We start from the raw sequence: 25,238 nt of genomic DNA, 5'->3' as shown, positions 1-25,238 counted from the left end.
TAATAACGACAAACTATGAAAAATAACTCCCTGCTCATTAGCTCCATTCTCGCGTTGAGCCTACCCACCGCGGTGTTCGCCTCTCCCGATAACGAGAAGAGCCACGAACTTGGCGAACCACAAACTCAGGTTTACGCGACCCGGTACCAAGCTGAAGATTGGGGGCTCGCGATGGGAGTAAGACGGGGAGATATTCCCTTTGCCGTCGACGATGATAGCGTTAACGATATTCTTCCTTTAATCAAATTCAGAAATGACTATTTCTTTGTCGATGGCATGGAGGCGGGCGCACATATTTGGAAGAATGAACATCATCAGGTTAACGCTTATACCCGCTTCAGGTTTGTCGATATTCCTACAGAGTTACAAAATGAGTCCCAGTCTCAGGCATTCGATTTCGGCCTCCAATATCGATTTATTAAGGGAGCCTGGGAAGCGGATGTCGCCTTCATGTCCGATTCTAACAAACGCAGTTATGGTTATTCACGCACCAAATACCATTGGGAGTCAGGTGACTGGTACCTCAGCCCTTATGCAGAGTTAAATTGGAAGAGTGCTGATTTCAATCAGTTTTACTATGGATTAGACCAATATGACACCTCTGGGGGAATAGAGGTTAATGCCGGTATTACCGCACGCTATCACCTTGTCAGTAATCTGTACCTGTTAGGCAAGTTTGGTGTGGGACGACTCGAAGATGATATCGTTAACCTGCCAACCATAGACTCTCAGTATCAATATGAGTCATTTTTTGGATTCGGTTTTTATCCCGATTCAGGCAAGAAGAAAGCCGCAGGATCTCACGTCAGCTCAAACTCCCATTTAACCTATAAAGCCGACTCAGATGACGAGTTCATCAGAGTTGCCCATGGTTGGGCGACCCCTTCAAATCTGAATGCCATCTTGTCATGGCAGACCAAAACCGATCCCTATAATAACCAGCTCACTTCCCTGTTCTACGGGACACGACTCACCGAAACCCTGTTTACCCTGCCGATTGAACTCTATTTCACTCCCGGCGCAGTTTGGCACCACGACTCTGAAGTTCAGGGAAACCTTGCCGAAGGCGTAGTGGCAATCAAGGCATTTTACACCTTCGAGATCGGACCAAGATGGCGCTTAGGCGTGGCGGAGGGGCTGTCCTATGTCAGCAGCGTCACTTACATCGAAGGCACTGAGATGGAAGAGAAAGGCTATAAGCCCTCCAAGCTACTTAATTATTTAGACTTTTCGTTAGATGTGAATATGGGAGACCTGTTCAGAAACAGTGATTTAACCAATATGTGGATGGGTTACAGTATTCACCATAGATCCGGCATTTATGAGAAGAGTTCCGCATTTGGTCGTATAGGTGGAGGCAGTAACTATCAAACCCTTTACCTTCAGTGGCATTTCTAACTCCAATTAACCTGCACAGTCCCAAGATCGAATAAGCGGTAATTTCTTTGCCGTGAAGGCTACAGGTAGGGAGCGAGGATATGTCGCTCCCAGCCTGAAAGCTCTCCCCCAACGCCAAGCCAGTTGATAATTCTTTCAATTTTACCTCAACCTATACTTTGACAAGTATACGCCAGCAAAAACAGTGTATTACTCTGCCCTGAGCATGGCTATTGGCTCAAGCAGTGCCATTTTGTAACTTGCATAAAAACTCGACATCTGCTTATATAAGTTCGGGCTTATCTAATAGTGACAGCGAGGAGTGGTTAATATGCAGGCATCGACCATGGGGTCTTCTTTTGCAGATTTTAATGACAGAAGAATCACTCAGCCCAATATCGATCAACATTGGCATCGACTCTCAACTGCACAAAGGTTTGCCTTTTATACCCTCGCCAAACTGGGTTATCAATTGCTGTTTGTCAGACAGTCAAAGGATGAGAAAACAGCGGTAGTCAGACAAGATGACAGGCTAGTCACCATAGATGGTGAGGGGGATATCGACTTCAACCCAACTCTGGTTCTTCGTGAAAACAGAGCAGCGTGAGGGTAGAGCATCGTGAGATAGAGGTGCATGACAACAGATACCAGCCTTAAAAAATGTATCGTGAAAAGATAACCATAGAAAAGGAGCCTAGGCTCCTTTTTTTATCCCTTGCCTGTGCCGTCATTCGACCTAAACCACTAGGCCGCCTCAGCCGTTTGAGCAAGCAAGGCTACCGCGCTTCTGCCCAACAGATCACTGACAAGCTTATCCCCTTCTACGCCCAACTCTGACACAGCCGTTTCCCTGGTCAGACTGACAGCTCGAAATAGAGTGACCTCATTGCCGGAATAACCACACAAGCTAAAAAAGAGTCTCAATATTGCAGCATTGGTTGGCTCCGCTAACGCCGTCATCCAGGACTGTTCCAACTGAGTTAAGCCAGAGAAATCTAACTCACGAATAAATAACCGGGCAATATTAGGATCTAACCGAATTAGAAAATCGACTTTACGCGGGAAGTGGTGGCTAATACCGGTCCTGCTTATCCCTGTCGCATCGGATAGGGTTGTGTATGACATAGGCTCATAGCCAAGAGTAAGGATCTGATTTAGCGCCTCGTCAAGAATTTGATTTATCGTTTGTTCGGTCTGAACTTTTGAGCGCTTAGCCATTGCCGATCCTCCGTTCGTATCGTTTATGATCCCTTAGATGCTATCAAACCAGATTGGAGATTTCTTCAGTAAGGTGATGGATATACGGAGTTTCTAATTCTTGTTCAGCTAAGGTTCAGCTAAAGTTCAACTTGATGGCTCATTTTCATGGGAAAAACGTCATTACCCGTCAACATCTTTTGCTCTATCAACCAATGTTCAGCCGCTTCCTCGCCCAGCAACTTAGTCAGAGTTGGCTCAAGATAGCTCCTCAGAGCAGGTTTTCGCCAAGACATATAGTTAGGTAGCGGCTGAAGCACTTCGGTACTGAAAGTACGATGGATCAGGCTGGAGAACTCGGCGAGACTATCGGGAGCTGGAAGTTCCAATTGGGGCAGGAGATCACTCATCAGCTCACTGAATGTCTCGAATGCTATCAACTCCTGAAGAGAGTAGCGACTGAGTAGCTGAGACAGTATCGGCACAGTCCAGTGCGACATAGTATCTACGCTTTGCATCACATCGATGTTTCTTCGATTGTATTGCTGCCAGATAGGCCCTAAGCTTCTTTTCTCTTGCGCCACTCGCCATGCCAGATAACAGTCTGCCAACCATTCATGCATGTATGGCGTAAGTTCATCGATTAAACCACTATCCTGCAGCCTATTGGCCTCCAAGTGACCCATCTCATGCCACAAGGTTAGCTCATGCTGATTTTCAAGGTTTAAGGAGACGATAGAGCCGGACAAATTGACAGAGAGTGAGCCGGGAAGGTTCTCGGGGGAGAGAAGGATAAGCCCGGCGATAGTACTGTCTTCAACCGCCATCACCATGGCGCCTCTTTGGCCCAGAATTTGATTCAATTCAGAGACGTTAGCAGGTAGTTGATGGCGAACTGGAGAGGGTAAGTGATGTAAACAAGGTTGCAGCGACGACACTTCGCATATCAGGGCCTGTTTTGAACCTATATCGGTCCAAAGCAAACTGACACTCAACGCCAACGCAGACAAAATCACTGACTAGCCTTGATATTTACTGAGGAAGCAATCGTTAAAATGCCATCTTCGAAGCCCGGAACTGTCACGGAGCCACCGGGTCTGGTTTCAACCTGTGGGTTCTTCATCACACTCTTGTTTGTTTCAAATTATTGACCGATTGTACCTAACTTTGCCACTTACTAACAGACACGGATGGGAGTGATAATACCTGATAATTTCCCACTTTTCGGTGTACATTTGCGTTAGAATAGCCGGTAATTTCCCAATTTTTCGAGTTTACCGTGGTAGAGAAAGCCCAATTTTCATCGCATTTATATCACCCCAAATACTGGCTACTTTGGTTGGGTGTCGGTTTAATGCGCCTTACTCAACTGCTTCCACTTCATATCCAGATGAAGTTAGGCGCCGGGATAGGCCGACTGGCTAAAACCCTTATGGGCGACCGGGTCAATACGGCAAAGCGAAATTTAGAGCTGTGCTTCCCTAAGATGACAGCCGAAGAGCAGCAGACCTTACTGAAGCGCAACTTCGAAGAGACGGGTAAGGCTATTTTCGACACTATCAATGCCTGGTGGTGGTCGGACGAAAAAATTCAGCGTCATATGACCATCAAGGGCCAGGAGCATGTCACACGGACCCTCGATGACGGCCACGGCGTTATTTTGTTTGCGGTTCATTGTCTGCCACTCGAGATGGGAGCCCGAATCTTTGGGCAATTTCAACCCGGCGTCGGCGTCTACCGCCCTCACGACAACCCCGTGATGGAATATTTGCAGGTTAAGGGTCGACTTCGTTCGAATAAAGCCCTAGTCCCCAAGCGAGATCTGCGAAAAATGGTTCGCTGCCTGCGTAACCCCGATGTGATCTGGTATACCGCCGATCAGGACTTCGGGCGCTCCAGCGCCACCTTTATCCCCTTCTTCGCCATGCCCGATGCCGCAACCATAACAGGTGCGACGACTCTGGCGCGTCTGGGCAAAGCCAAGGTCCTGCCTTTCAGTGTCGAGCGAAATGCCGATGACAAGGGCTACACTATCGAGATACTCCCTCCACTGGATAACTTCCCCGGCGAAGATGAGATTGCCGATGCCAAGCGTGGCAACGGAATTATCGAGCAGATCATTAATCGAAATCGCGCTCAATATATGTGGCTGCACCGCAGGTTTAAGACGCGTCCTAACAAGGACGACCCATCGGTTTATTAATCGCTGTTAGCGATACCAGCCCTGGAATGTGTTCCGGGGCTTTTTTATGACCTTTTCGGTACTGGGTACAGTGCTTGAAGGCCGAACCTTCATTGGTATTTATCACCTGCGGTGAGCTTATGTGTAAGCGATCTCTCGGCACGCTGTAAACCCTTCCTTGGGCGCTCTGCGATTTCAAACAACCTCCCTGTTTAACAGCCAGTTCGATATCCCTATCTCTCGCTCGAAGAGTTTCACTATGTGAAATCTCGCCTTGAAATCGAAGTCCTCGATCTCACTTACACACGGTAATTTATCTCTTCGATTGAAGTTCGATTGTTTTGGCTAACTTGGCAATGCACCATAGTTTGATAGCCTTCGAATGAAGGCGGTTTATATTTTCTATATGGGTTATTGGTATTGAGTGGTGTGTTTGAAAGCCGTATCTTCATGGGCCGTTACCACCTCCGGTGGAGTATGTGCAGATTATTCAGTGGCACGGAGAATAGAAACCTTAGGTTTCTGTACTTATGAGCGAGAGAGTGAATATGGTGAAACCTCACCCTGTTTTCGATACCCTCAGACGCATCCGCACCAGGATATTCAAAAGAAGAGTTTCTCTCTTCGATTTGGCTTTTTCAGCTATTTAGTAAAGAGTTATGCAGACTTCATAAACACCCACACATCTTTTTGTTGAACAATTTTAAGTGCCCCTCTTCACTGAATAAAATATAATCCTTTTGCAGCAATGAGTTGTAGGTTATAACTTACTAAATCAATAGAGCACGTCACCGTGCTGCGAATAAATAAGCAATTAAGGCACAGAAGCGAGTATAGAGAATGAAGGTCAGCAAATTGATGAGCGAAAATATCGTTACAGTAGAAATGGAGGACCGTCTCTGCAAAGTTAAAGATATTTTTAACAAGACTAATTTTCATCATTTGTTAGTTGTAGACTCAGGAAGACTGATCGGCGTCATTTCTGATAGAGACCTATTAAAATCACTAAGCCCAAAAATTGATAGTATTGCTGCCACCACTATGGATTTGGCTTGTCTTAACAAAAAGGTGCATCAGATAATGACCCGTAAGCCGATCTCGATAAATAGTGATGCTACGGTAAAGGATGCAATTGATGTATTTAATACTAATAGAATATCTTGTATTCCGATCATCAGTAACGAAGGAAATCCGGTAGGTATACTATCTTGGAGGGATATTATGAAAGCACTTGGTAAATCAAAGTGACCGGACTTAAGATATAAATTCAATATCTGACACCTTTCAGATCCAAATAGTACATGTGATGTGCTCCTGCTCAAGCAAGATTGAAATTTTGCTATTCAACCAACTAATCCAACACCAAAAAACTCACATATGCTATCTAAAGCATTTGAACTCGACCTCCTGCTCGCTGAGGAAGGCTTCGGCGTGTTCTCCTTGAAGCATGGCCATGGTGGCCAGCATGCCGGCGGTGACGCAGTTGGGTCCGAGTACGGTGACCGAGCGTGGCGCCTTGACTACAGGATAACCAGTCTTGGGATCTATAATATGGCCGAAGCGTTGGCCATCCTTTTCGATAAATCGCCGGGTATCGCCGCTGGTGGCTAATGCTCCCTGGCGAATTTCCAGCAGCGCCACGGCGCTGTCGAGTCGCTGCGGGTTCTCTATTCCTACTTGCCAGGGAGGAGTGTCCGCTTCTTTAGATACCGGGCAGGCGATATCACCGCCGAAGTTAACCAGCACAGAGATAGTTGGCCATTGCTCGGCGAGCAGATAAGCCACTCTATCGACGGCGTACTCTTTTGCGATACCGCCAAAATCTAGGCACATGCCAGACGGAAACTGCAGTTGATAGTAATCAAAGTCCACCAGAGAAAAATCGACTAACACCTTGGCCTGTTTGATATCGGCCGCTGCCGGGATCCCGCCTCCATCGAAGCGCCATAGTGCCATTAAGGGGCCAGCGCTGATATCGAATCGGCCATCACTGAGCCGATAACATTGGCGGGCAAACTGCAGCAGGTTCGCTGTTTCTGCGTCAATGGCAGAGGCTTTCCCCCCGGCATGATTAAGCCTCCAAAGGGGATTACCCTCAATGAAGCGGCTGAATTTTTTTTCGATGCGGGCGGCCTCACAGGCTGCAATTGCCATCATCTCACGGGCAAGGCTCTCATCTTCTGAATTGATGAGTAACTCACAGGGGCTCGCCATCGCGCGAAACGAACCTGAATGTCCCCAGCTGCGATGACTCAACGCCAAATCAGATGGTACCCTTTTCTCTTGAATACTCATGCTCCCTCTTCACTGTACGAGTTTTCGGTTCGCTATCGCCTAAAAAGAGTAACTCACCTGGGCAATGACAGCTTTCACCTCGGGGAACAGATCATGATCCTGCAACTGCCCGACTAAATCAAAGCCGTTATTCTCTGGATTTTGTTGATAGTACTCCAGTCGATAACTCATCTCATGGCCGCCGGAGAGCCGCTGTCCAAACTTCAGCCCCAGAGTATAACTTGTCATGTCACCGATTCGATAATCGGCGCTGGCATAGTCGGGGATAGGCTCGCCCGCCATCATAAAGGGGCGGTAGAAGTTGGCGGCTTGTTGTTGATAATATCTCAGATGCAGCTGGCCATAGAAACGTCTACTGAAATAGTAACGATAATGGGTCTCTAAAGTATGTGAATTCAGATCCCAGTCATCGGTAGTGTAACGGTATGAGAAATCGACCACGCCGGAGTCCAGTGCCCCCTTTGTCATCATATAAAAGCTGTGCTTTAGACGGGAATCCGGACGACTCTCATACAGATAGCGCTGTGTTGTCCCCGTATCGTCTACTTCACTCAAGATTTTGTAAGGGTCTGTCATATAACCCGACACGCTGGACAGGCCATAATTTGCCTGAAACAGCCACCTTCGGCTCAGCACCTGAGTGACACTCAGCATCATGTCTAAGGTCTTCTTGTCATTTGAGCCCTCCATGCGAGTCTGAGCGAAAGCCGCTCTATACTCCTCCTCGCTGTCATAATCACCTCTGAGCGCCATGGACGAAAACGCCACGGGTCTTCCGCCAACGGGATCGACGTTATCGAAGGTATAGGCACCCGATAGCACCAGCGTCGTATTATCTTTATTGAAACTGCGCTCAAGGCCACCATTGAGGCCCAAGGAGAAATAATCAAACTCCTTAGAGGCATTCATACCCACATTGGTTTTCCACACCGGAGAGAGGATCTCCGCCCAGTTGGCGCTTACCTGCACCCGGGTGTCCTTGAAGGTATCATCGAGAGGCGTTTCACCGGGGGCTGTTTCATATTGACCATCACCGGACGGGCGGGTGAAGGTTTGGCTCTGTGACTGTGCTACGGCGCCGGAAGCCGATGCACCGGTCAAACTGTCGACCACCAGCTTCACATCAAGCAGAGACTCATCGCCAAATGCCTTCTGTACATTGCCGATAGCTTCAACGGCTTGAACCCTGTCCTGTTCACCGTAGTACATGATGGCGGCATCGACTTTCCAGTCATCCTGCTTGTCGTCACCGGCATAAACCTGGGCGCTATGACCAAACAGGCTACAGCTGGCAATCGCTAGTGCTGTAGATATATTTGAGCTGTTTTTTAATTGCATCCACAGCCCCCTCCCGCTAACGAGCGACCACCACTACTGCCCTCTTTGCTGAAATAGATATGGTCATCGAGTGCTAAGTCCAGTTTCTCACTGTCCAGCGCCATGTCGGCTCTGGCAAGCTGATCTTTTTCCCAAGGCTCAACCCCAAGGCTCGAACACGCGGATAAACTAAAAGCAATCACAATAGATATGAGGGTTCGGTTCATGGGTTACTCCTTCAGTAATTCTACGAGCTCATTTTCATAACCTGCCGATTTTTCTTCAAAAAAACCTTGGTGTTTTTGTACTAACTTTCCCTGACGATTGAAAATATAACTACTCGGCATACCCAGCAGGTCAAACTGGCTAGCGACATCAGCTTGTGGATCGAACCTGATATGAAAATCGGCGGGTATTTTTGATAGAAACTGTTCAGCTAACGCCTTATCTGAATCCAGGTTAATGGCAACGATGGCTAACCCTTGCTGTTGATATTTTTGATGCATGGCGTTCATCCAGGGAAAGGACTTTCGACAAGGCCCACACCAGGAGGCCCAAAAATCCAGATAGACCACCTTCCCCTTAAACTCATTCAGACTGACCAATTCACCTTGAAAATTTTGTACCTGGTAGTCCAACGAAGGCGCGGCACTTATGCCCCACGTCATAAAGCTCAGTAACAGCAATAGTTTTTTCATGATAAACCCAGAATGATTGCGACCATTAACTCATTAACCCGCTCAACAAGCAGAGCAAATTGCTACACACTATAGTTTCACACTAAACCACAACAATTAGAATGAAAAGCGATCCAATGAAAACTCGTGTTATTTCATAACAATAAGAAAACCAGACACTGACTTCATCATGGTTATTATTAGTCTAACCCAGATAACGTTAAAAAAATGTCAACACGAATTCGACCGTTAAGGTAAAAGATAAGCGATAGGAGGGAAACCTAGCTAGCAAGCTCTTGTGTGCACACTTGCGCTAAGTGTGCACGCATTGATGGCCAGCGAGTCAAATACGATAAAAGTTTAATAACCTCAATTAAAGGCTTATGAGTCAGTGGGTAAACGTATCCCCACCTTAGTGACCTCTCCCTGATTCAGCTCAGAGACAACCCAACTGATTGATTGCCACTGGAACTGATCACCAAGCACCAACTCCTCTCCTAAATGTATTACCAACAGTTCTCCAACAGAGAGAGATTGAAGCTCTTCATCGATAACGAGGCCATATATCGGCGCCAGACTGGCTAATTGAATATCCACATCGAGAAAGAAATCACCGAAGAAGCGGGGCAGTTCCTGCTGCATCGGAGCCTCACTGAACAGAGTACCCAGGGCATCAAGATCTTCTTCATGACCCAGTACACACAAGATATCGCCCGTTTGCAGCTTAGTGCTACCCGAAGGATTCAACATATCATTGCCACGGTACAGGGCCGCTATATGGGTACCCGCAGGCATGTTTAGTCTGCGAACGGGCTCTCCGACACACCACTTATGCTCGCTGAGGTGGTAGACGAATAACTCCCAGTCACTCTTAGGGTAGATGGCCACTCCAGATCTGGAGATGGGACTTGGCTTTGTCGGCAGTTCGACCTTAGCGAGTCTCGCCGCCCTGCCCAGAGAACATCCCTGAACCAACAGGGAGACCAGAACGACAAAGAAGGCGACATTGAAATAGAGCTGAGCATTGGGTAAGCCTGCCATCATAGGAAACACGGCTAGAATAATGGGTACCGCGCCTCGCAGTCCGACCCAGGAGATAAACCAACGGTCCCGACTACTGAAACTCCTGAATGGCAACAGACTCAACCACACAGAGATTGGCCTCGCAAAAACGATCATACCGAATGCCAATGCCAGTGCAGGAAGCGCCACCTCAGTCAGATCCGATGGCGTCAACAACAGGCCCAAAACCAGGAACATGCCAATCTGGCTCAGCCAGGTCATGCCATCGAGCACACTCAAAATGGTGTGCCTTGCCTGTATAGCGCGGTTACCCAACAGTAACCCCAACAGATAGATAGACAAGATGCCGCTACCGCCCAGACTATTCGAGATAGCAAACACGATTAATCCGCCACTCAGCACCAACACAGGGTATAAGCCATCGGCCAACTGAACTCGGTTGATTAATTGCCATAGCAACCAGCCTCCACCTAAGCCCAGGCACGCCCCCAGACCAAACTGTTTGATGAAGCTCATTATCATGAAACTTGCCGAAACCCCATCACCCACACTAGCGAGTATGGCAATTAAGGTAACAGTCAGAAAGACAGCCATAGGATCGTTACTACCAGACTCAATCTCTAATGTAGCACCGACACGTTCGTTCAGACGCTTGCCTTTCAATAATGAAAATACGGCAGCTGCATCGGTAGATCCCACGATAGCCCCCACCAATAGTCCCTGAAGAATATTCAGGTCAAACAGGTACGCCGCCATCATTCCCGTCAGGCCAGTGGTGATAGCGACACCAAATGTGGCCAAGGAGAGTGCCGGCCATAGGGCCACCCTGAAACTGGAGACGCGGGTACGCATACCACCATCTAGCAAGATAACGGCCAGGGCTAAATTACTTACCAGGTAAGCAATTGAATAGTCGTCGAAATGGATTCCGCCGGGGCCGTCCTCTCCCGCCATAATCCCCACACCAAGAAAGACTAATAAGATAGGAATACCGACACGTGAGGAAACCGCACTCAAAAGAACGCTAGCCGCAATTAACAGCGCGCCAATAAGAAAAAAATGATTAATTGTTTCAGCGCTCACGACGACCCCTTCTCCGGTACTTGAACCTTATCTCTGATGCCTGCTTTCTGAACATTACTTTTATGAGCACTAGTTTTATGAACACTAGTGTTATGAACATGTCGTAAGCTCAGTTTTTATCTTGTAAACATCGAATGATGTTTAGCCATGCATTATACAATAGCAAGGGAGAGTAAAAACATAAAATTCAATTAATTTTAATACATAAAGATAAAATCAACACCTTAACACTCAAAAAGACTTAAAATCTAAAAAAAAACCTTTATAAACACTAAGATTAAAAAAAACAAAAACATTTGCAGCAACAACAAAACAAACAAAGACCGCACTAAACGTAAGTTTATACCAACTGCTTAGACTCAAATGTTCGAAATTGATGTTTATATCGGTATACAGTCAAAAAAGTCTAGCTCAGTATGAGTATCAAAATGACAGCGAGTGTCATTTCAACACAAAACCAGAGTGTCTAAATGACATAACTATCACGTAACAAAAATGAATAAAAATATGTAAAACAACCAGTTACCTGATTGGCACGACAAATGCTAAAACTCTGATGCCTGATATCAATGACCGCGCTAAGAGGAAATATGAGCAAACTAAAATTAACCGCAATCGCACTCATCGCCGTGCTAATTGCTTCATTCACTGTACTACTGAGTATAGGCAGTGATATTTATCGAGAGAAACCCCCGATCCCTACGGCATTCATCGCCACCAACGGACAAACACTTTTCAGTAAAGATGATGTTGAGCAGGGACAACTGGTCTGGCGCTCTATGGGCGGCCACCAGCTAGGTTCAATTTGGGGCCATGGCTCATACGTCGCTCCCGACTGGACTGCAGATTGGTTGCATCGAGAGGCGGCAGCATGGCTTAACCTCACGGCACAGGAACGTTTCAAGCAAGATTTCGACTCGCTTAGCAGCGAGAGGCAGGCAGGTTTAGAGCAGCTATTGCGTGAAGATATTCGTCACAATACAGTAGTCATCAATGCCGACGATACAACTCAGGTGACCCTTTCTAAGACTCGTATTCTGGCCATCGAGGAGATAAGCCAGCACTACCTTTCACTCTTTGGTGATGATCCTAAGCTCTCTACGCTCAGAGAGCAGTACGCCATGAAAGAGGGCACAGTTAAAAGTTTAGCGCATCGCGAGCAGCTTAATGCCTTCCTCTTCTGGGGCGCCTGGGCTGCAATCACCGAACGTCCCGGCCTGGATTACACCTATACCAATAACTGGCCATTCGATCCTCAACTGGGTAACACACCAACCTCGAGCAATATCGTCTGGTCTATCCTGAGTATCGTCACCCTGATCGCGGGTATCGGCGGACTCGTTTGGTACCATGCAAGTGGTAAGCATGAGCCTCTGCCCGAGCCTGCCGCTCAAGACCCACTATTTTTCAAGAAACCCACCCCTTCACAAAAAGCGGTCGGCAAATACTTTGTCACGGCCATTGGCCTCTTCCTGCTGCAGATCTTCCTCGGAGGCATCACGGCTCACTATGCGGTAGAGGGTCAGGAGTTTTATGGCTTGCCGCTGGCCGAAATTCTTCCCTATTCGGTCACACGAACCTGGCACACTCAGTTAGCAGTATTCTGGATCGCGACCACCTGGCTGGGCACGGGCCTGTATATCGCTTCGGCCCTATCCGGTCACGAGCCTAAGTACCAGCGTCTGGGCGTCAACATACTCTGGGCCGCACTGGTTGTCGTGGTATTGGGCTCTATGGCGGGAGAATGGGCAGGTGTTCAGCAGTACTTCGATCTGGACATGAACTTCCTGTTCGGTCATCAGGGTTATGAATACATAGATCTCGGCCGTGTTTGGCAAATCCTGTTACTCGGTGGACTCTTGATCTGGCTTGGACTAGTGACGGCAGCAATTCGCCCTGCACTTAAAAACCAAGGTGAGATGGGACCGGTTATCTGGGTCTTGTACTCCTCTTGCATCGCTATCGGCTTGTTCTACGGTGCTGGCCTGTTTATGGGTAAACATACCAACCTGGCGATTGCCGAGTACTGGCGCTGGTGGGTGGTTCACCTTTGGGTTGAAGGCTTCTTCGAGACTTTCGCCACTTCGGTTATTGCCCTCATGTTAGTACGCCTCGGGCTCATTCGTACCCGAAGCGCCAACGCAGCGGTACTCTTTACTACTCTGATCTTCCTCACCGGTGGGTTAATCGGTACCTTACATCACCTCTACTTCACCGGAGCCCCCACCTCTGTGGTTGCCTGGGGCGCCATCTTCTCAGCATTAGAGGTCGTGCCACTGGCCATCATAGGCTATGAGGCGGTAGAGAGTTACCGTATGCGTCAGGCCGCTCCATGGATGATCCGCTACAAATGGGCCATCATGTTCTTCGTGGCAACGGCATTCTGGAACTTAGTAGGGGCGGGGGTACTTGGCTTCCTGATCAACCCACCTATCGCCTTGTACTTTATCCAGGGGCTGAATACCACCGCCACCCATGCTCACGCTGCATTTATGGGCGTCTATGGTATGTTAGGCATAGGCTTAATGCTGTTCTGCACACGAGGCCTGACGGGTCAGATGCAGTGGAATGAAAAACTACTCAAGGGCGCGTTCTGGAGTCTGAACATTGGCCTGGCTGCCATGGTATTCATGTCACTGCTCCCTGTCGGTATCACTCAGTTCTTCGCCGTCATCGAAAATGGTTACTGGTTTGCCCGTTCACCAGAGGTGATCCACAGCCCACTCGTCGAAACTCTGGTCTGGATGCGTGTCCCCGGCGATGTCGTTTTCGGTATCGGTGGTCTGTTCATGGGTCTGTTCTTCTTCGATATCATTAAGAAGGCCATCGGCGCTAAAACACAGGCGGTAGAGGAGGCTATCTCAGCAAAAGCTTAATCCTGAACTATTTGCTCACTCTTGAGGGTCGTTCGCGGCCCTCTTTTTTATGTTTTTATGACAGCAATTAAAAATGTCAAAATGACAAGTACGCCTCACTCGGGTACCTTATACCAATCGGTATTAAGCAGCAAAATATAGAAAACTCACCGGAGATCCAAACCATGGCCTTGAGTCAAACAGAGCTAACCCGTATCGCACTCGATATCACCTCAGGTCTGTCTAATCGGGACCGCTTTTCTCGTCTGCTCGATATCATACGCCAAAACCTCAACTGCGATGCCGCAGCTTTGCTCGCCTTTCAGGGACAACAGTTTATCCCGCTGGCGATCGATGGTCTCAATGCCGATGTACTGGGACGACGCTTTCTTGTGGATGAACACCCCAGGCTGGAAGCGATTGCCCGCGCAGGCGATGTCGTCAGATTTCCCGCCGATAGCGACCTTGCGGATCCCTATGATGGCTTGATCCCAAATCAGGGCGATGAGCTTAAGGTTCATGCCTGCATCGGCCTGCCCCTCTATGCCGATGAGCGTCTAATCGGTGCCATCACGATCGATGGATTCGATCCCGATCAATTTCAGACATTCACCAATAACGAACTGAGAAGCCTCAGTGCGATTGCTGCCGTCTCACTCAGCAACGCCCTGATGATAGACAGACTCGAAAAAGCGGCGTTTCAGTCACAAGACTCGGGCACCGACATGAGTACAGATATCACCAGCGATAACGATGTCGAGATGATAGGCCAGGCACAAAGTATGCAGTCACTCAATGAGGAGATTAACGTCGTCGCCTCAACAGATCTTAATGTGCTTATCTTAGGTGAAACCGGAACGGGTAAAGAGCTTATCGCCAAGGCGGTGCATCAGGGCTCGGAACGTAAAAATTCCCCTCTGGTGTACCTTAACTGCGCAGCGCTGCCAGAATCGGTCGCCGAGAGTGAGCTCTTTGGTCATGTAAAGGGGGCATTTACCGGTGCTATCAGTAACCGCAGCGGTAAATTTGAACTGGCCGACAAGGGCACTCTGTTCCTCGATGAGATAGGTGAACTGCCCCTGACCTTGCAGGCTAAGCTGCTCAGGGTTCTTCAGTATGGCGATATTCAGAAGATCGGTGATGATCGCAGCCGTAAGGTCGATGTGAGAATTATTGCCGCGACCAATAAGGATCTGAAACAGGAGATCCTGGCGGGACGCTTTCGTGCCGACCTCTACCATAGACTCAGCGTCTTCCCGCTTATGGTGCCGGCGCTGCGTGAGCGAGACGACGATATTACTCTCCTGTGCGGGTATTTTGTCGAGCGATGCAGACAAAAGCTCGGGATAAAAAACTTAAGCCTCAGCCCGACCAGTCTGAGCCTTTTGAAACAATATGATTGGCCGGGAAATATCCGCGAGTTGGAACATGCACTCCATCGTGCGGCCGTACTGGCAAAGGCACAGGCGGTCAATGACCTGCCTCAAATTCTGCCTCAACACTTCGATATACCCGGGCAAGCTCAAAAAAGTAAGGCCCAACTCCCCGGCACGGTTTCGAGCCCTTTCCAAGGCTTGCTCACGGGTAGTCTGAAGGATGTCACCGATGAGTTTCAGGCCCAGTATATCCAACACGCATTGGCAGAAAACCACGGACAATGGGCCGCAACGGCACGTCAGCTCAAGGTCGACTCGGGTAATTTACATCGATTAGCAAAGCGGCTGGGACTCAAAAAGTAAAGAGGCTCACTCACCTTGTTAGTCTGGCATAGCCATGCTTTGCAGCGTTATGTCAATTGGAATTAATCTGATAAAGCTGATATAAAATTGTAACCTAAAGACTAAATAAGCCGTTAAATGATTAAGGGAATTGTCTCAAGAGCTAAGACCATTACGGACTCATTAAAAGGCCCGGTTCATAACCAGGTTATGGGTCTATTGACGCTGGTAATCTCAGTCACTGCCGTCACAACAGCGGCATTACTTGCCCCGCCAGTTACGGCCAATGAATTAGATCTACAACAGATGGCAGCTCCCCTGTATCGGACAGAGAAACAGATCATCTTCCACAAGCTGGACAATGGCCTTCAGCTCAGGCTCCTCCCTTTAGCCGATAACCAACTCGTTTCTCTGGCCAGCCAATTCAGAGTCGGCTCCAGAGACGAAACTTCGGGGCAGACCGGCTATGCCCATCTGTTCGAACATATGTTATTCAAAGGCAGTGAGAATGCGCCGGGAGATAGCTACGCCCAAACCATGAGTGCCATCAGCGGGCAATTTAACGCCTCCACCTTCTTCGATTTCACCAACTATTACCTGACGATCCCTTCAGAAGCGCTGAAACTCAGCCTCTGGCTAGAGGCCGATAGATTTATTCGTCCGGCGCTAACAGAGCAAACCGTCAAGAATCAGCAGGACACGGTACTCGAGGAGATGGCCACCAGCATAGATAATCAACCCTATGTCCGTAAGGCGATGGAGTTTTTACTGACTCAGGCCCGAGACACACCTTACGGGCATGCGGTAATAGGCAGTCGGGAAGACGTTAAGAATGCAACCAAAGAGACACTCGAACAATTTCATCATACTCATTACCGCCCCGATGCCATGCAGCTGAGTATCGTTGGAGCACTGCCGGAAAATACAGCCCTATGGGTGGAAGAGGAGTTTGGCCGATGGCAAAACCCTGAGCAGGCGCTAAAAGCGCCCCTAAAGATGCAATTCGATAACCAAGCCGTGCACGGCGAGGTTGTCGATGAAAGGGGGCCCTGGCCAGCACTGTTACTGGCTTGGCATACGGTCGGGCAAACACATCCAGACGCTGCCGCAGTCTCTCTGTTAGAAGCCTACCTTTTTCAAAATCGCAGCAGCTTGATTAAGCAGAGCGGATTAACCGAACCAGACCAACTGCTTACCTATTCAATTCCGTTATCGATGGAGCAGATGGGGGTCTCCAATCTGGTTATGGTTCCCAGAGCAAAGACCTCACTGGACCGGCTTGCCGGCAATGTTGAACGGGCGATAGAAACCTTGGCCACAAACGGGATCTCCGATCAGGCTTTGTCTCAACTCAAGGCCAACTGGCTCAACAAGCGCCTACAGCTCATCGACAGACCTTCACAGCTTGCCAGAGCCCTCTCGGCGACCTTAGCGCAAGATAGCTTAACGCCTCTGACCGGCCCCTGGGAGCGCATCAATGCCGTCAGCCCGGCTCAACTACAAGCCGTAGCACAAACATACTTTTCTCAAGGTTATGTCAGGCTGGATCTGTTGCCACCTTGGTACATACGCTGGACTAAAACTCTACTCGAATGGTTTCCACAGGGGCTGAGTGACACTCTGGAGGATCTCGTCCTATGACCGCTATTCAGCTAAATTTGCTCAAGGTAAAATCGATATTACTCAGCCTGATACTGTCACTGTTAATAGTGTCTACAGTTGGCTGCCAGCAGACAAAGTTAGTGTTCACCGACTCCCAGGAGCCCGTCGTTTCTCAGTTTCCCCCTCTTAAGGGAGCCCCCAATCTGGGCAATGACAATAACACCAGCAGTCAGGATGAAATTGACGATGAAAAATCTCAAGCTAAAGTCACGGCCCTAACTCCGGATTTTACACTGCATCAGTTTCCGGCCAGCCACTCGGGGCTCCATTACATCAACTTGGTGTTAATTAACCCACTACGCCCGTTTAAAAATATCGATGTACTCAACACCGCTCTCTATCACAGGGCAAATTGGTTATCGGCAAAGAAGCCGCTGTCATGTATCGAAAGCCTGAGGGTAAGAGCGGGCATGCATAGCATAGCGCTGCAGATGGCATGCCCGACCCTGGAAATTGAACCGGCTCTCTCCATCTTAGCCGCAAGCTGGCAAGATAACGCCTTCGATGAACTGGATACCGAAACGGTTAGAAGGCAGTTAAAACTCAACAAACATATCAATGCCTTTACGGGATCAGAGATAGAGAAGGTCTGGGCCAGAGAGATATTAGGTAAAAACCACCCCTATAATCTGGCCCTGAACAAGCATGAATTGCAGCAAGAACTCACGCAAACCGACTTAAACCACATACAGAGCGCAATATTGCCCGGCTCGAAATGGCATCTGCTAATTTCAGCCAAGCATTCGGACAGCTCAGAGTCGCTCGACAAGCTTGCGCTGGGTTTAGCCAAGCAACTACCGCAGATCCCTTCAACAGATGTAGCCGCTATTGGCTCTTCAAGAGAGGACAGTGAACGGATCGGGGCAGCATCGAAGAAACAGCTCTTTGTTATCGATGCGCCGGGAGCCGTGCAGACTCAGGTAAGAGTAGGATATAGGTTACCGATAGCAAGTCCCCCCCTCGCCTGTCACACCTTGGCAAGCTGGCTGGGCCGAAGTTTCTCGGGTCGTTTGTATTACGATCTAAGAGAAAAGCGCGGCTTAACCTATGGTATTTACGGTCGCTGTTATGATAATCCTCAGGCACGCACACTGAAGTTTTATGGCAGTACCCAACTTCAACATACCGGCGCCTTCGTCTCCGGCATACTCGATCACCTCAACCTAGCGATGAACCAAGCGGTACAAGTGACTGAGCTCGACGCGATTAAGACCTACGAAAAGAGTAAGCATTTACTGGCTAACAGTTCCATGGTGACGATACAGGCAAGTTACATCAAACGGCTGACTTTAGCTCAAAGCAATGAGGATGTGATGGGTCAACGCGAGGCGATTGCCACACTGTCGGCTCAGGAGTTACAGCAGATGGCTCAGTCAATCTTCGACTCACCGCCAACGATTTTACTCCGCGGCGATGCCGACCTCATCAGCGATGATCTTAAAAGCAAACTCCCCGGTTGGCAGATAAACATGATCACTCCCTGATATGATCGCTCCCGGACTAAGGGAGCTGGTATACCCAAGCCACTTCAAAATGCTCGTTTCAGAGCTCCCGTAGGATAACTGAACAAGGCAGTGATTGAGAGAATGGTTATTCCCTTTTCAATATCACTAACGCAGTGCAGGCATTCTACGGGAGCTCCCGAAGGGCAAGCCGAGAAGCAACATGTTTCTACGTTATAAAATATTGAATTAGAATAACTAGTACTGCTATTTCATGCCTTGAACTCTGTCACTTCTCGACATGCTGAATCCTGCATTTCGAGGTCGTTTGGGTATATACTCTCAGCCCCATAATTGAATCAGGTACCGTAATGACTTTATCGCCACTCGAACGCTACCGGATACGATTAGCTCAATCAGGCTTTGCCTATGATCCGATCCAGGAGCAAGCGACTGAACAATTAGATACCTTGTTTAAGCAGCTCATCACCTCCCCTCACCCGCTCAAATTGGCAGGTTCAGCGTTAAAGGGGCTCTATATTTGGGGCGATGTGGGTCGCGGTAAAACTATGTTGATGGACCTTTTTTGTGAGGCGGTATCAGACTCACAGACTCAACCACCCCTGAGGTTACACTTTCACCGTTTTATGGCCCGTATTCATAGGGAGATGCTGCAGGAGTCGGGGCACAGAGAACCATTAATGCGCATTGCAAAACGCATTGCGAAGGAGTGCCAGCTTATCTGCTTCGATGAGTTCTTCGTCTCCGATATCGGTGATGCCATGATCTTAGGCAGATTGTTCGAAGCATTATTTAGTCAAGGCGTGGTTTTAGTCGCCACCTCAAACACCCCTATCTCAGGTTTATATGAGTCAGGGCTTCAAAGAGAGCGTTTCTTACCCACAATCGCGCTACTGCAAGCTCATAGCATTGAGCTTCACCTCAAGGGAGAGCAGGACCATAGAACACGCGCCCTCGAATTTAAGCAGATCTATTTCTTACGCCAACAAGTTAACTTTGCTGACATATTTGACGAGTCAAACGCTGATTTTACCCACCAAAATGAACCATTACAGATCTTAGGTCGCCCAATTCCTGTCATCAAGGCCAGCGGAAATCAGGCCTGGTTTAGTTTTAATGCTCTGTGTGAAGGGCCAAGGTCGCAACTCGATTATATTGAGCTTGCCAGTCAATTCGATACCCTGTTTGTCAGTGATATTCCCGTGCTTGGCGGCCGTCCAAAATCCTGGATCCGTGCCAGAGGCACCGAAGACGGTGCTATCGCAACACAAACAGGTGAACGCCAGTTATCCTATGCGGTTGGCGACGATCCGGCACGCCGCTTTATCGCTTTAATTGACGAACTGTACGACCAACAAGTGAACCTCTATCTATCGGCCGAAGTCCCCTTGGGTGAGCTTTATAGCGATGGGGCATTAAACTTCGAGTTCAGAAGGACCTTGAGCCGACTACAGGAGATGCAGTCGCAAGAGTACGCCGCAAACGCGAAAAGAGTGCTTTAATAACTTAACCAGTATTCAAACTTACCCATTCAGAAGCTCAGAAGATCTCCAGCTGATTGCCCTCAAAAGACACAAACTAAAGATCCTGGTTTCACGAATTTTTACTTCTCCCGCCCTCAGCTCAAGATAGTGAACTAATATTGAAGGTGAAGTTTATCGTTAGGGGGCACAATGATTCAATTTTCCAGTATTCGACACCAGATATTACTCTTTGCTACTACAAGTTTACTTGCTGTCACCTTAGCCATCATAGGTTATGGCTATCTCTCCAACCAATCCCTGCGACATGAAGTCCACGACAGCGTATTGAGTCAGGTTCAAGAGCAAGTCATAGAGAATATAAATTTGGCCGCTCAGCAAGAGGCATTAAAAATCAATGCCGCCTTCGACCATGCCATGGATATTGCCACCTCTGTTGCCGGCGGATTGTTCCCCGAAGTACCCGGCCTTAGCCGCGAGCAAGTCAACAGCATGCTTAAGAATCTGGTCGAAAATAACCACGATATTCTAGGCATATATACAGGATGGGAAGCCAATCAATTCGATGGTCTTGATTTCGAAAATACCGATAACCGCTACTCTCTCCCCGGTGGTAATTTTGCTCCCTACTGGACGCGCTCTGCATCTGGAAAAATTGATATTCAACCTTTGAGTGATTTCTATTCAGAAAAGCTCTCGGCCACGGGTATCAGAAACTCCGAGTGGTATCTGTGCCCTATGGAGAGTCGCTCGCCATGTGTTATCGATCCTGCCTCTTATGAAGTTCAGGGAGTCGATACACTACTAAGCTCTTTTGTCGCACCAATTATTCGTGATGATCAGTATGTCGGTATGGTCGGTGTCGATTACTCACTCAACTTTTTGCAGCAATTAGCAACCCAGGCCGCCGGTAACCTTTTTAACGGCGCCGCCAGAGTGATCATTCTCAGCCCCAGAGGACTTATCAGCGCCGATAGCAGCAACAAGAGCAACATAAGTAAGTCTGCCACCAGTTCAGACATTAGCTCTCTCGTTTCCTCCAGACAAAAACAGCAAACCTCAATCACCGACAACAGCATTATCGCCAGTAAAACCTTTGCCGTTACCGGCACAAATACTCAATGGGAAATTATCATTCAGGTTCCCAAAGAGTTAGCACTGGCTAAGGCCAATGTCATTGTTGAACAGCTGGAAACGGGCTTTGCCGATAACCTTAGCGGACAACTGCTTGTTGGGTGTATCGCCGCACTTTTTGGCATGTTACTCATCTGGCTGATGTCAGGGTCAATAAACCGCCCTATCCGCGAACTAGTCGACGTCGTCGCCAACTTAACCCAATCGGGGGGGGACTTGACTCAGGAGATAAAAATATCCCGCAGCGACGAGACGGGCCAGCTAGCTAACCACCTCAATACCTTTGTCGCAAACGTACGCTCCATCGTTTCGGACGTCGCAAATAGCATGAGCGAGCTCACCCATAGCGCCGAACGTAATGCGGCGCTTTCAGAATCAGGCAGAGAACAGATCAGTACTCAACAGATGGAGATAGAACAGGTCGTTACCGCGACCAATGAGATGTCATCTACCGCCCACAGTGTCTCAGACAATGCCCAGGTAACTGCGGACTCAGTTTCAACCACCCAAGCATCTGTCTCTAAAGGCCAAGAGGTGGTTCAAGCCAATGCCGAAGGGTTACAGTCCCTGTCTGAACACGTCAACCACGCGTCTAATGAGATCATCGAGTTAGAGAAGCAAACTGAGAGTATTGGCTCCATCTTGGATGTTATTCGCAATATCTCAGAGCAAACCAATCTATTAGCACTCAATGCGGCTATTGAGGCCGCAAGAGCTGGCGAACAAGGCCGGGGGTTTGCAGTGGTTGCCGATGAAGTAAGGGTGCTGGCCACCCGCACCGCCGACTCCACCGATGAAATTCAACAGATGATTGATGAACTTCGCAGCAAGAGTAAGCAAGCTGTCACCACCATGAGTGAAAGCAGAGACCTTAGCCAGACCTGCTTAACCCATGCCAATCAAGCAGTTGAAGAACTCGATGAGGTGAGTAACCAGAGTAGCAAGATTCAAGATATGGCGCACCAGATAGCGAGTGCTGCAGAAGAGCAAGCGGCTGTAACCGAAGAGGTAAACCGCAATATTGTCGCCATTAATGACGCGGCAGAGTCTTTAGCTCGGGGGGCTGTGTCGGCTCAAGAGGAAAGTAGCAGCTCAGCCAGACTCGTCGATGAAGTTAACGAAAAAATTAATCATTTCCGCTACTGAAAACGCTCAACATCAATTGATTTAACCTCCCAATAAGGCTCGAATTTCGGGCCTTATTTCCACTTTCAGCTTGATTTTAACATGGTAAATACAAGGGGATTCCTCCACAAAATTGTTTGCTTTTTTATCAAATCGAACAAGACTTAAAAGGATAATTATAGAGAAGTGGGGGTTATCAATGAGCCAAAGACTGTTAATTCTTCTATCTGTCCTGGCACTGCTTATCAGCGGCTGCGAACAAGATCCTTTGGTAAAACGCCAAGTGAAAGCTGTGGCGCCAATGAACCAAGAAAATATATTATTACAGATAGATAAGCACATAAGTCTGACTCCAAGACCAAAAGAGACCTTCCCTTTCCCTATACAACTCGGTGAAGTCGGCCCCGCCGATAGCCTCTACTCCGGCAAACGACAATACCCCTTTTATTGCATGACGTTGGATGCAGGTCTGGGGCAACCATTAGTCGATAATGAGCAAGGCTATGGAGTACCTGTCTACGATGATAACGAGCAGATTATTGGCTACAGTAAAGACTGCCTCATAAGGTCGAGGCTGGATTACTACTACGCCGTGGCTGGCGATGTAGAGGATGACTACGCCATCAAACCTTACAACCCGGATAATCCACCAGCAAAGTCCGGCATCGCGCATATAGAGATTGAGGGGAAACTTGTCCCTGAGATCTATCGATTAGAAAGAGGCAGCATCAACCGCTACGTCTATCATATCGTCATGTTAGTGCCTGAACATGGCTTGGGTAACCGTCATATAAAACAGTTGTGGAATAAGAAGCTACTCTATCAATTTAAAGGTGGCTCCAGCATCGGCTTCAGGCAAGGTCAGATAGGGGCCGAGCGATTTATCGGCAGACGGAGGACGCTCTTATCACAAGGATACGCAGTCATAGGTTCCAGCGGTAATAACACCAGCTACTCCTATAACATGCTTCTGGCAGAAGATATTGCCAGAAGAGTTAAGAAACAGTTCACCTCTCTCTATGGCGATCCCATTTATACCTTAGGTATTGGCGGCTCTGGCGGAGCGCTAGCCCAATACCTGATAGGGCAAAACAGTAAAGGAATACTGGATGGATTAATGCCGCTATACAGCTACCCGGATATGGTGTCGCAATCAATTTTCATACTCGATTGTGACTTGCTACAGCATTACTTCAATATTACAGCCAATGACAATGACAAGTGGCGGGACTGGGAGCAGAGAGAAAACATTGAAGGCATGAATGGTATCAATGATTTCGAGCACCCCTATACCTTTCTGGTACCTCTCAATCAATTATTCGCAGGAGCATGGCCATCTATGCCTAATGGTAGCAGCGAATGTGTCTACTCCTGGTTTATCGCCTCAACCTTCTTCTATAACCCCAAGCAAGGCTATATTAAGCCCTTCTTCTCTGACGATGTGAAGGCTCAGGTAAACTGGACCTATTGGCAAGACTTAGCACAGATCTACGGCGTCGATAATAACGGCTTCGCACGCACAACCTGGGGTAATGAAGGGGTTCAGTATGGCCTGATGGCGCTACGCCGTGGTGACATCAGCATCGAAGAATTTATACATCTTAATCAATATATTGGCTCATGGGTTCCTCAGGATAAGATGCGGGAGGAGACGGCGTTTACTCCTTTTGGAATGAAGTTTCCCTTGTGGTTAAGCCTTTGGAGCCGTAACAACATTACCGAACCTTCACCCGATATTGCGAAAAGAAAGCCTGCCGACTCTAAGGCTATCAATAACGGCTATCGCTATGGACAGATCTTTATAGGAAAGGCGGAACTGCCTATCTTAGAGATCCGCCACTATCTGGAAGAGGAGCTTAATATGCATCATACGGCCGCCTCTTTTGAGAGCCGCCTCAGAATCCAGAATTATCAGGGCCATAACGACAATCAGGTTATCTGGATATCTCACAAGGACTACACACCACTCAAGGAAGGGGTCGAGTATTTAGACCGCTGGCTAATGAACTTAGCAGTCTCAGATGACAAAGACCCAGTGGCAGCGAAGCCTGAATCGCTACACGATGCCTGCATAGGTAGTCAGGGAGAGATACTATTTGAAGGAGATAACGTCTGGGACGGTGAGTGGAACAATCGATTACCGGGAGAGTGCAGCAAAGTCTTCCCTATCTACAGTAATATTCGGGTTCAGGCTGGCGGTCCATGGGCTGGAAGCATCTTTAAGTGCGGCCGGATACCTGTGGCCAATGCTATCAAAAATGGTACTTATGGTGACATAACTATCACTCCATACCTGCAAAAATTAGAGTCGATATTTCCTGATGGCGTCTGTGACTATAATCAAGGCGATATAGCCAAACCAGATATGGGATTAACCCCGATACTACACGCAAAAAAGCCCCCAAAAAACAGATACAGCAACCGGGCTCAGGCTAAGTAGTGCTCTCTGTGCAACTATCAGCCCCTAATCCACGGAACAGGGGCTGTAACTAAGCTTATTTCAGCTTCTCAACTGGCTGATAATCTGGGAAAAATATCAGTCCGACTCTAGCTGAAGAAGACACAGGTATACTGATGGTATCGAGTGCCACCAAAGCGGCCATGGCTATTTTGACCTCTATCTGAATTAAGCATAAGATCCCTTATCCC

At 48.2% G+C, this 25,238-nt stretch carries 18 protein-coding genes; 11 read left to right on the top strand and 7 right to left on the bottom strand.

All coding sequences use genetic code 11. From position 1 onward, the window contains the following. Window positions 1–15: 15 nt before the first annotated feature. Complete coding sequence (locus tag EKG39_RS15440; protein ID WP_126506728.1) at window positions 16–1,398, top strand: MipA/OmpV family protein; 1,383 nt, start codon at window positions 16–18, stop codon at window positions 1,396–1,398. Between the two features lie 310 nt (window positions 1,399–1,708). Further along, window positions 1,709–1,984 carry a hypothetical protein gene (locus EKG39_RS15435; RefSeq protein ID WP_126506726.1) on the top strand — a complete coding sequence of 92 codons (276 nt, stop codon included), beginning with the start codon at window positions 1,709–1,711 and terminating at the stop codon, window positions 1,982–1,984. A gap of 137 nt (window positions 1,985–2,121) precedes the next feature. Here EKG39_RS15435 and EKG39_RS15430 read toward each other — a convergent pair whose 3' ends face one another. Further along, window positions 2,122–2,595, bottom strand: a complete 474-nt coding sequence (locus tag EKG39_RS15430; protein ID WP_126506724.1) for a TetR family transcriptional regulator — start codon at window positions 2,593–2,595, stop codon at window positions 2,122–2,124. A 119-nt stretch (window positions 2,596–2,714) separates the two neighbouring features. Next, window positions 2,715–3,590 carry a hypothetical protein gene (locus EKG39_RS15425; protein ID WP_246028517.1) on the bottom strand — a complete coding sequence of 292 codons (876 nt, stop codon included), beginning with the start codon at window positions 3,588–3,590 and terminating at the stop codon, window positions 2,715–2,717. Window positions 3,591–3,853: 263 nt separating this feature from the next. Between EKG39_RS15425 and EKG39_RS15420 the strand changes: the two genes are divergently transcribed. Continuing rightward, window positions 3,854–4,777, top strand: coding sequence for an LpxL/LpxP family Kdo(2)-lipid IV(A) lauroyl/palmitoleoyl acyltransferase (locus tag EKG39_RS15420; protein ID WP_126506722.1), 924 nt, complete (start codon window positions 3,854–3,856; stop codon window positions 4,775–4,777). Window positions 4,778–5,596: 819 nt separating this feature from the next. Next, a complete protein-coding gene (locus tag EKG39_RS15415; protein WP_126506720.1) occupies window positions 5,597–6,004 on the top strand; it encodes a CBS domain-containing protein in 408 nt (135 codons plus the stop codon). A gap of 132 nt (window positions 6,005–6,136) precedes the next feature. On the opposite strand, the gene EKG39_RS15410 is transcribed toward EKG39_RS15415, so the two are convergent. The 5 genes from EKG39_RS15410 to EKG39_RS15390 form a co-directional block, all read right to left on the bottom strand. Continuing rightward, window positions 6,137–7,051 carry an FAD:protein FMN transferase gene (locus EKG39_RS15410; protein WP_126506719.1) on the bottom strand — a complete coding sequence of 305 codons (915 nt, stop codon included), beginning with the start codon at window positions 7,049–7,051 and terminating at the stop codon, window positions 6,137–6,139. A 39-nt stretch (window positions 7,052–7,090) separates the two neighbouring features. Next, window positions 7,091–8,389, bottom strand: coding sequence for a DUF3570 domain-containing protein (locus tag EKG39_RS15405; protein WP_126506717.1), 1,299 nt, complete (start codon window positions 8,387–8,389; stop codon window positions 7,091–7,093). Further along, window positions 8,380–8,595: a DUF4266 domain-containing protein gene (locus EKG39_RS15400; protein ID WP_126506715.1), complete on the bottom strand. Its 216-nt coding sequence runs from the start codon at window positions 8,593–8,595 to the stop codon at window positions 8,380–8,382. Before EKG39_RS15400 ends, EKG39_RS15405 begins: the two co-directional genes overlap by 10 nt. A gap of 3 nt (window positions 8,596–8,598) precedes the next feature. Further along, on the bottom strand, window positions 8,599–9,066 hold the full coding sequence (locus EKG39_RS15395) for a TlpA family protein disulfide reductase (RefSeq protein ID WP_126506713.1): 468 nt from the start codon (window positions 9,064–9,066) through the stop codon (window positions 8,599–8,601). 360 nt (window positions 9,067–9,426) lie between these two features. Further along, on the bottom strand, window positions 9,427–11,151 hold the full coding sequence (locus EKG39_RS15390) for a potassium/proton antiporter (protein WP_126506711.1): 1,725 nt from the start codon (window positions 11,149–11,151) through the stop codon (window positions 9,427–9,429). A 590-nt stretch (window positions 11,152–11,741) separates the two neighbouring features. Here EKG39_RS15390 and EKG39_RS15385 point away from each other — a divergent pair. The 7 genes from EKG39_RS15385 (at window position 11,742) to EKG39_RS15355 (ending at window position 25,029) form a co-directional block, all read left to right on the top strand. Further along, window positions 11,742–14,027, top strand: a complete 2,286-nt coding sequence (locus EKG39_RS15385) for a nitric-oxide reductase large subunit (RefSeq protein ID WP_126506709.1) — start codon at window positions 11,742–11,744, stop codon at window positions 14,025–14,027. Between the two features lie 164 nt (window positions 14,028–14,191). Continuing rightward, window positions 14,192–15,745 (top strand): nitric oxide reductase transcriptional regulator NorR, encoded by a 1,554-nt coding sequence (gene norR, locus EKG39_RS15380; RefSeq protein ID WP_126506708.1) that lies wholly within the window; start codon window positions 14,192–14,194, stop codon window positions 15,743–15,745. A gap of 117 nt (window positions 15,746–15,862) precedes the next feature. Then, window positions 15,863–17,365, top strand: a complete 1,503-nt coding sequence (locus tag EKG39_RS15375) for a M16 family metallopeptidase (RefSeq protein WP_425470182.1) — start codon at window positions 15,863–15,865, stop codon at window positions 17,363–17,365. Beyond that, window positions 17,362–18,870, top strand: a complete 1,509-nt coding sequence (locus tag EKG39_RS15370) for a M16 family metallopeptidase (protein WP_126506706.1) — start codon at window positions 17,362–17,364, stop codon at window positions 18,868–18,870. Before EKG39_RS15375 ends, EKG39_RS15370 begins: the two co-directional genes overlap by 4 nt. Before the next feature lie 329 nt (window positions 18,871–19,199). Continuing rightward, complete coding sequence (gene zapE / locus EKG39_RS15365; protein ID WP_126506705.1) at window positions 19,200–20,351, top strand: cell division protein ZapE; 1,152 nt, start codon at window positions 19,200–19,202, stop codon at window positions 20,349–20,351. A 171-nt stretch (window positions 20,352–20,522) separates the two neighbouring features. After that, window positions 20,523–22,610, top strand: a complete 2,088-nt coding sequence (locus EKG39_RS15360; protein WP_126506703.1) for a methyl-accepting chemotaxis protein — start codon at window positions 20,523–20,525, stop codon at window positions 22,608–22,610. A gap of 178 nt (window positions 22,611–22,788) precedes the next feature. Further along, window positions 22,789–25,029 (top strand): DUF6351 family protein, encoded by a 2,241-nt coding sequence (locus EKG39_RS15355; RefSeq protein WP_126506701.1) that lies wholly within the window; start codon window positions 22,789–22,791, stop codon window positions 25,027–25,029. The last annotated feature ends 209 nt before the right edge of the window (window positions 25,030–25,238 follow it).

The sequence above is a fragment of the Shewanella atlantica genome, assembly GCF_003966265.1.
GTDB classification, from domain to species: domain Bacteria; phylum Pseudomonadota; class Gammaproteobacteria; order Enterobacterales; family Shewanellaceae; genus Shewanella; species Shewanella atlantica.
This window is presented reverse-complemented; position numbering and strand designations above follow the sequence as displayed.

What these genes read in the sequence shown, in the direction of transcription:
- EKG39_RS15440 (WP_126506728.1), top strand. Translation starts at nt 16, where the DNA reads ATGAAAAATAACTCCCTGCTCATTAGCTCCATTCTCGCGTTGAGCCTA.
- EKG39_RS15435 (WP_126506726.1), top strand. Translation starts at nt 1,709, where the DNA reads ATGCAGGCATCGACCATGGGGTCTTCTTTTGCAGATTTTAATGACAGA.
- EKG39_RS15430 (WP_126506724.1), bottom strand. Translation starts at nt 2,595, where the DNA reads ATGGCTAAGCGCTCAAAAGTTCAGACCGAACAAACGATAAATCAAATT.
- EKG39_RS15415 (WP_126506720.1), top strand. Translation starts at nt 5,597, where the DNA reads ATGAAGGTCAGCAAATTGATGAGCGAAAATATCGTTACAGTAGAAATG.
- EKG39_RS15410 (WP_126506719.1), bottom strand. Translation starts at nt 7,051, where the DNA reads ATGAGTATTCAAGAGAAAAGGGTACCATCTGATTTGGCGTTGAGTCAT.
- EKG39_RS15405 (WP_126506717.1), bottom strand. Translation starts at nt 8,389, where the DNA reads ATGCAATTAAAAAACAGCTCAAATATATCTACAGCACTAGCGATTGCC.
- EKG39_RS15400 (WP_126506715.1), bottom strand. Translation starts at nt 8,595, where the DNA reads ATGAACCGAACCCTCATATCTATTGTGATTGCTTTTAGTTTATCCGCG.
- EKG39_RS15395 (WP_126506713.1), bottom strand. Translation starts at nt 9,066, where the DNA reads ATGAAAAAACTATTGCTGTTACTGAGCTTTATGACGTGGGGCATAAGT.
- EKG39_RS15385 (WP_126506709.1), top strand. Translation starts at nt 11,742, where the DNA reads ATGAGCAAACTAAAATTAACCGCAATCGCACTCATCGCCGTGCTAATT.
- norR (WP_126506708.1), top strand. Translation starts at nt 14,192, where the DNA reads ATGGCCTTGAGTCAAACAGAGCTAACCCGTATCGCACTCGATATCACC.
- EKG39_RS15375 (WP_425470182.1), top strand. Translation starts at nt 15,863, where the DNA reads ATGATTAAGGGAATTGTCTCAAGAGCTAAGACCATTACGGACTCATTA.
- EKG39_RS15370 (WP_126506706.1), top strand. Translation starts at nt 17,362, where the DNA reads ATGACCGCTATTCAGCTAAATTTGCTCAAGGTAAAATCGATATTACTC.
- zapE (WP_126506705.1), top strand. Translation starts at nt 19,200, where the DNA reads ATGACTTTATCGCCACTCGAACGCTACCGGATACGATTAGCTCAATCA.
- EKG39_RS15360 (WP_126506703.1), top strand. Translation starts at nt 20,523, where the DNA reads ATGATTCAATTTTCCAGTATTCGACACCAGATATTACTCTTTGCTACT.
- EKG39_RS15355 (WP_126506701.1), top strand. Translation starts at nt 22,789, where the DNA reads ATGAGCCAAAGACTGTTAATTCTTCTATCTGTCCTGGCACTGCTTATC.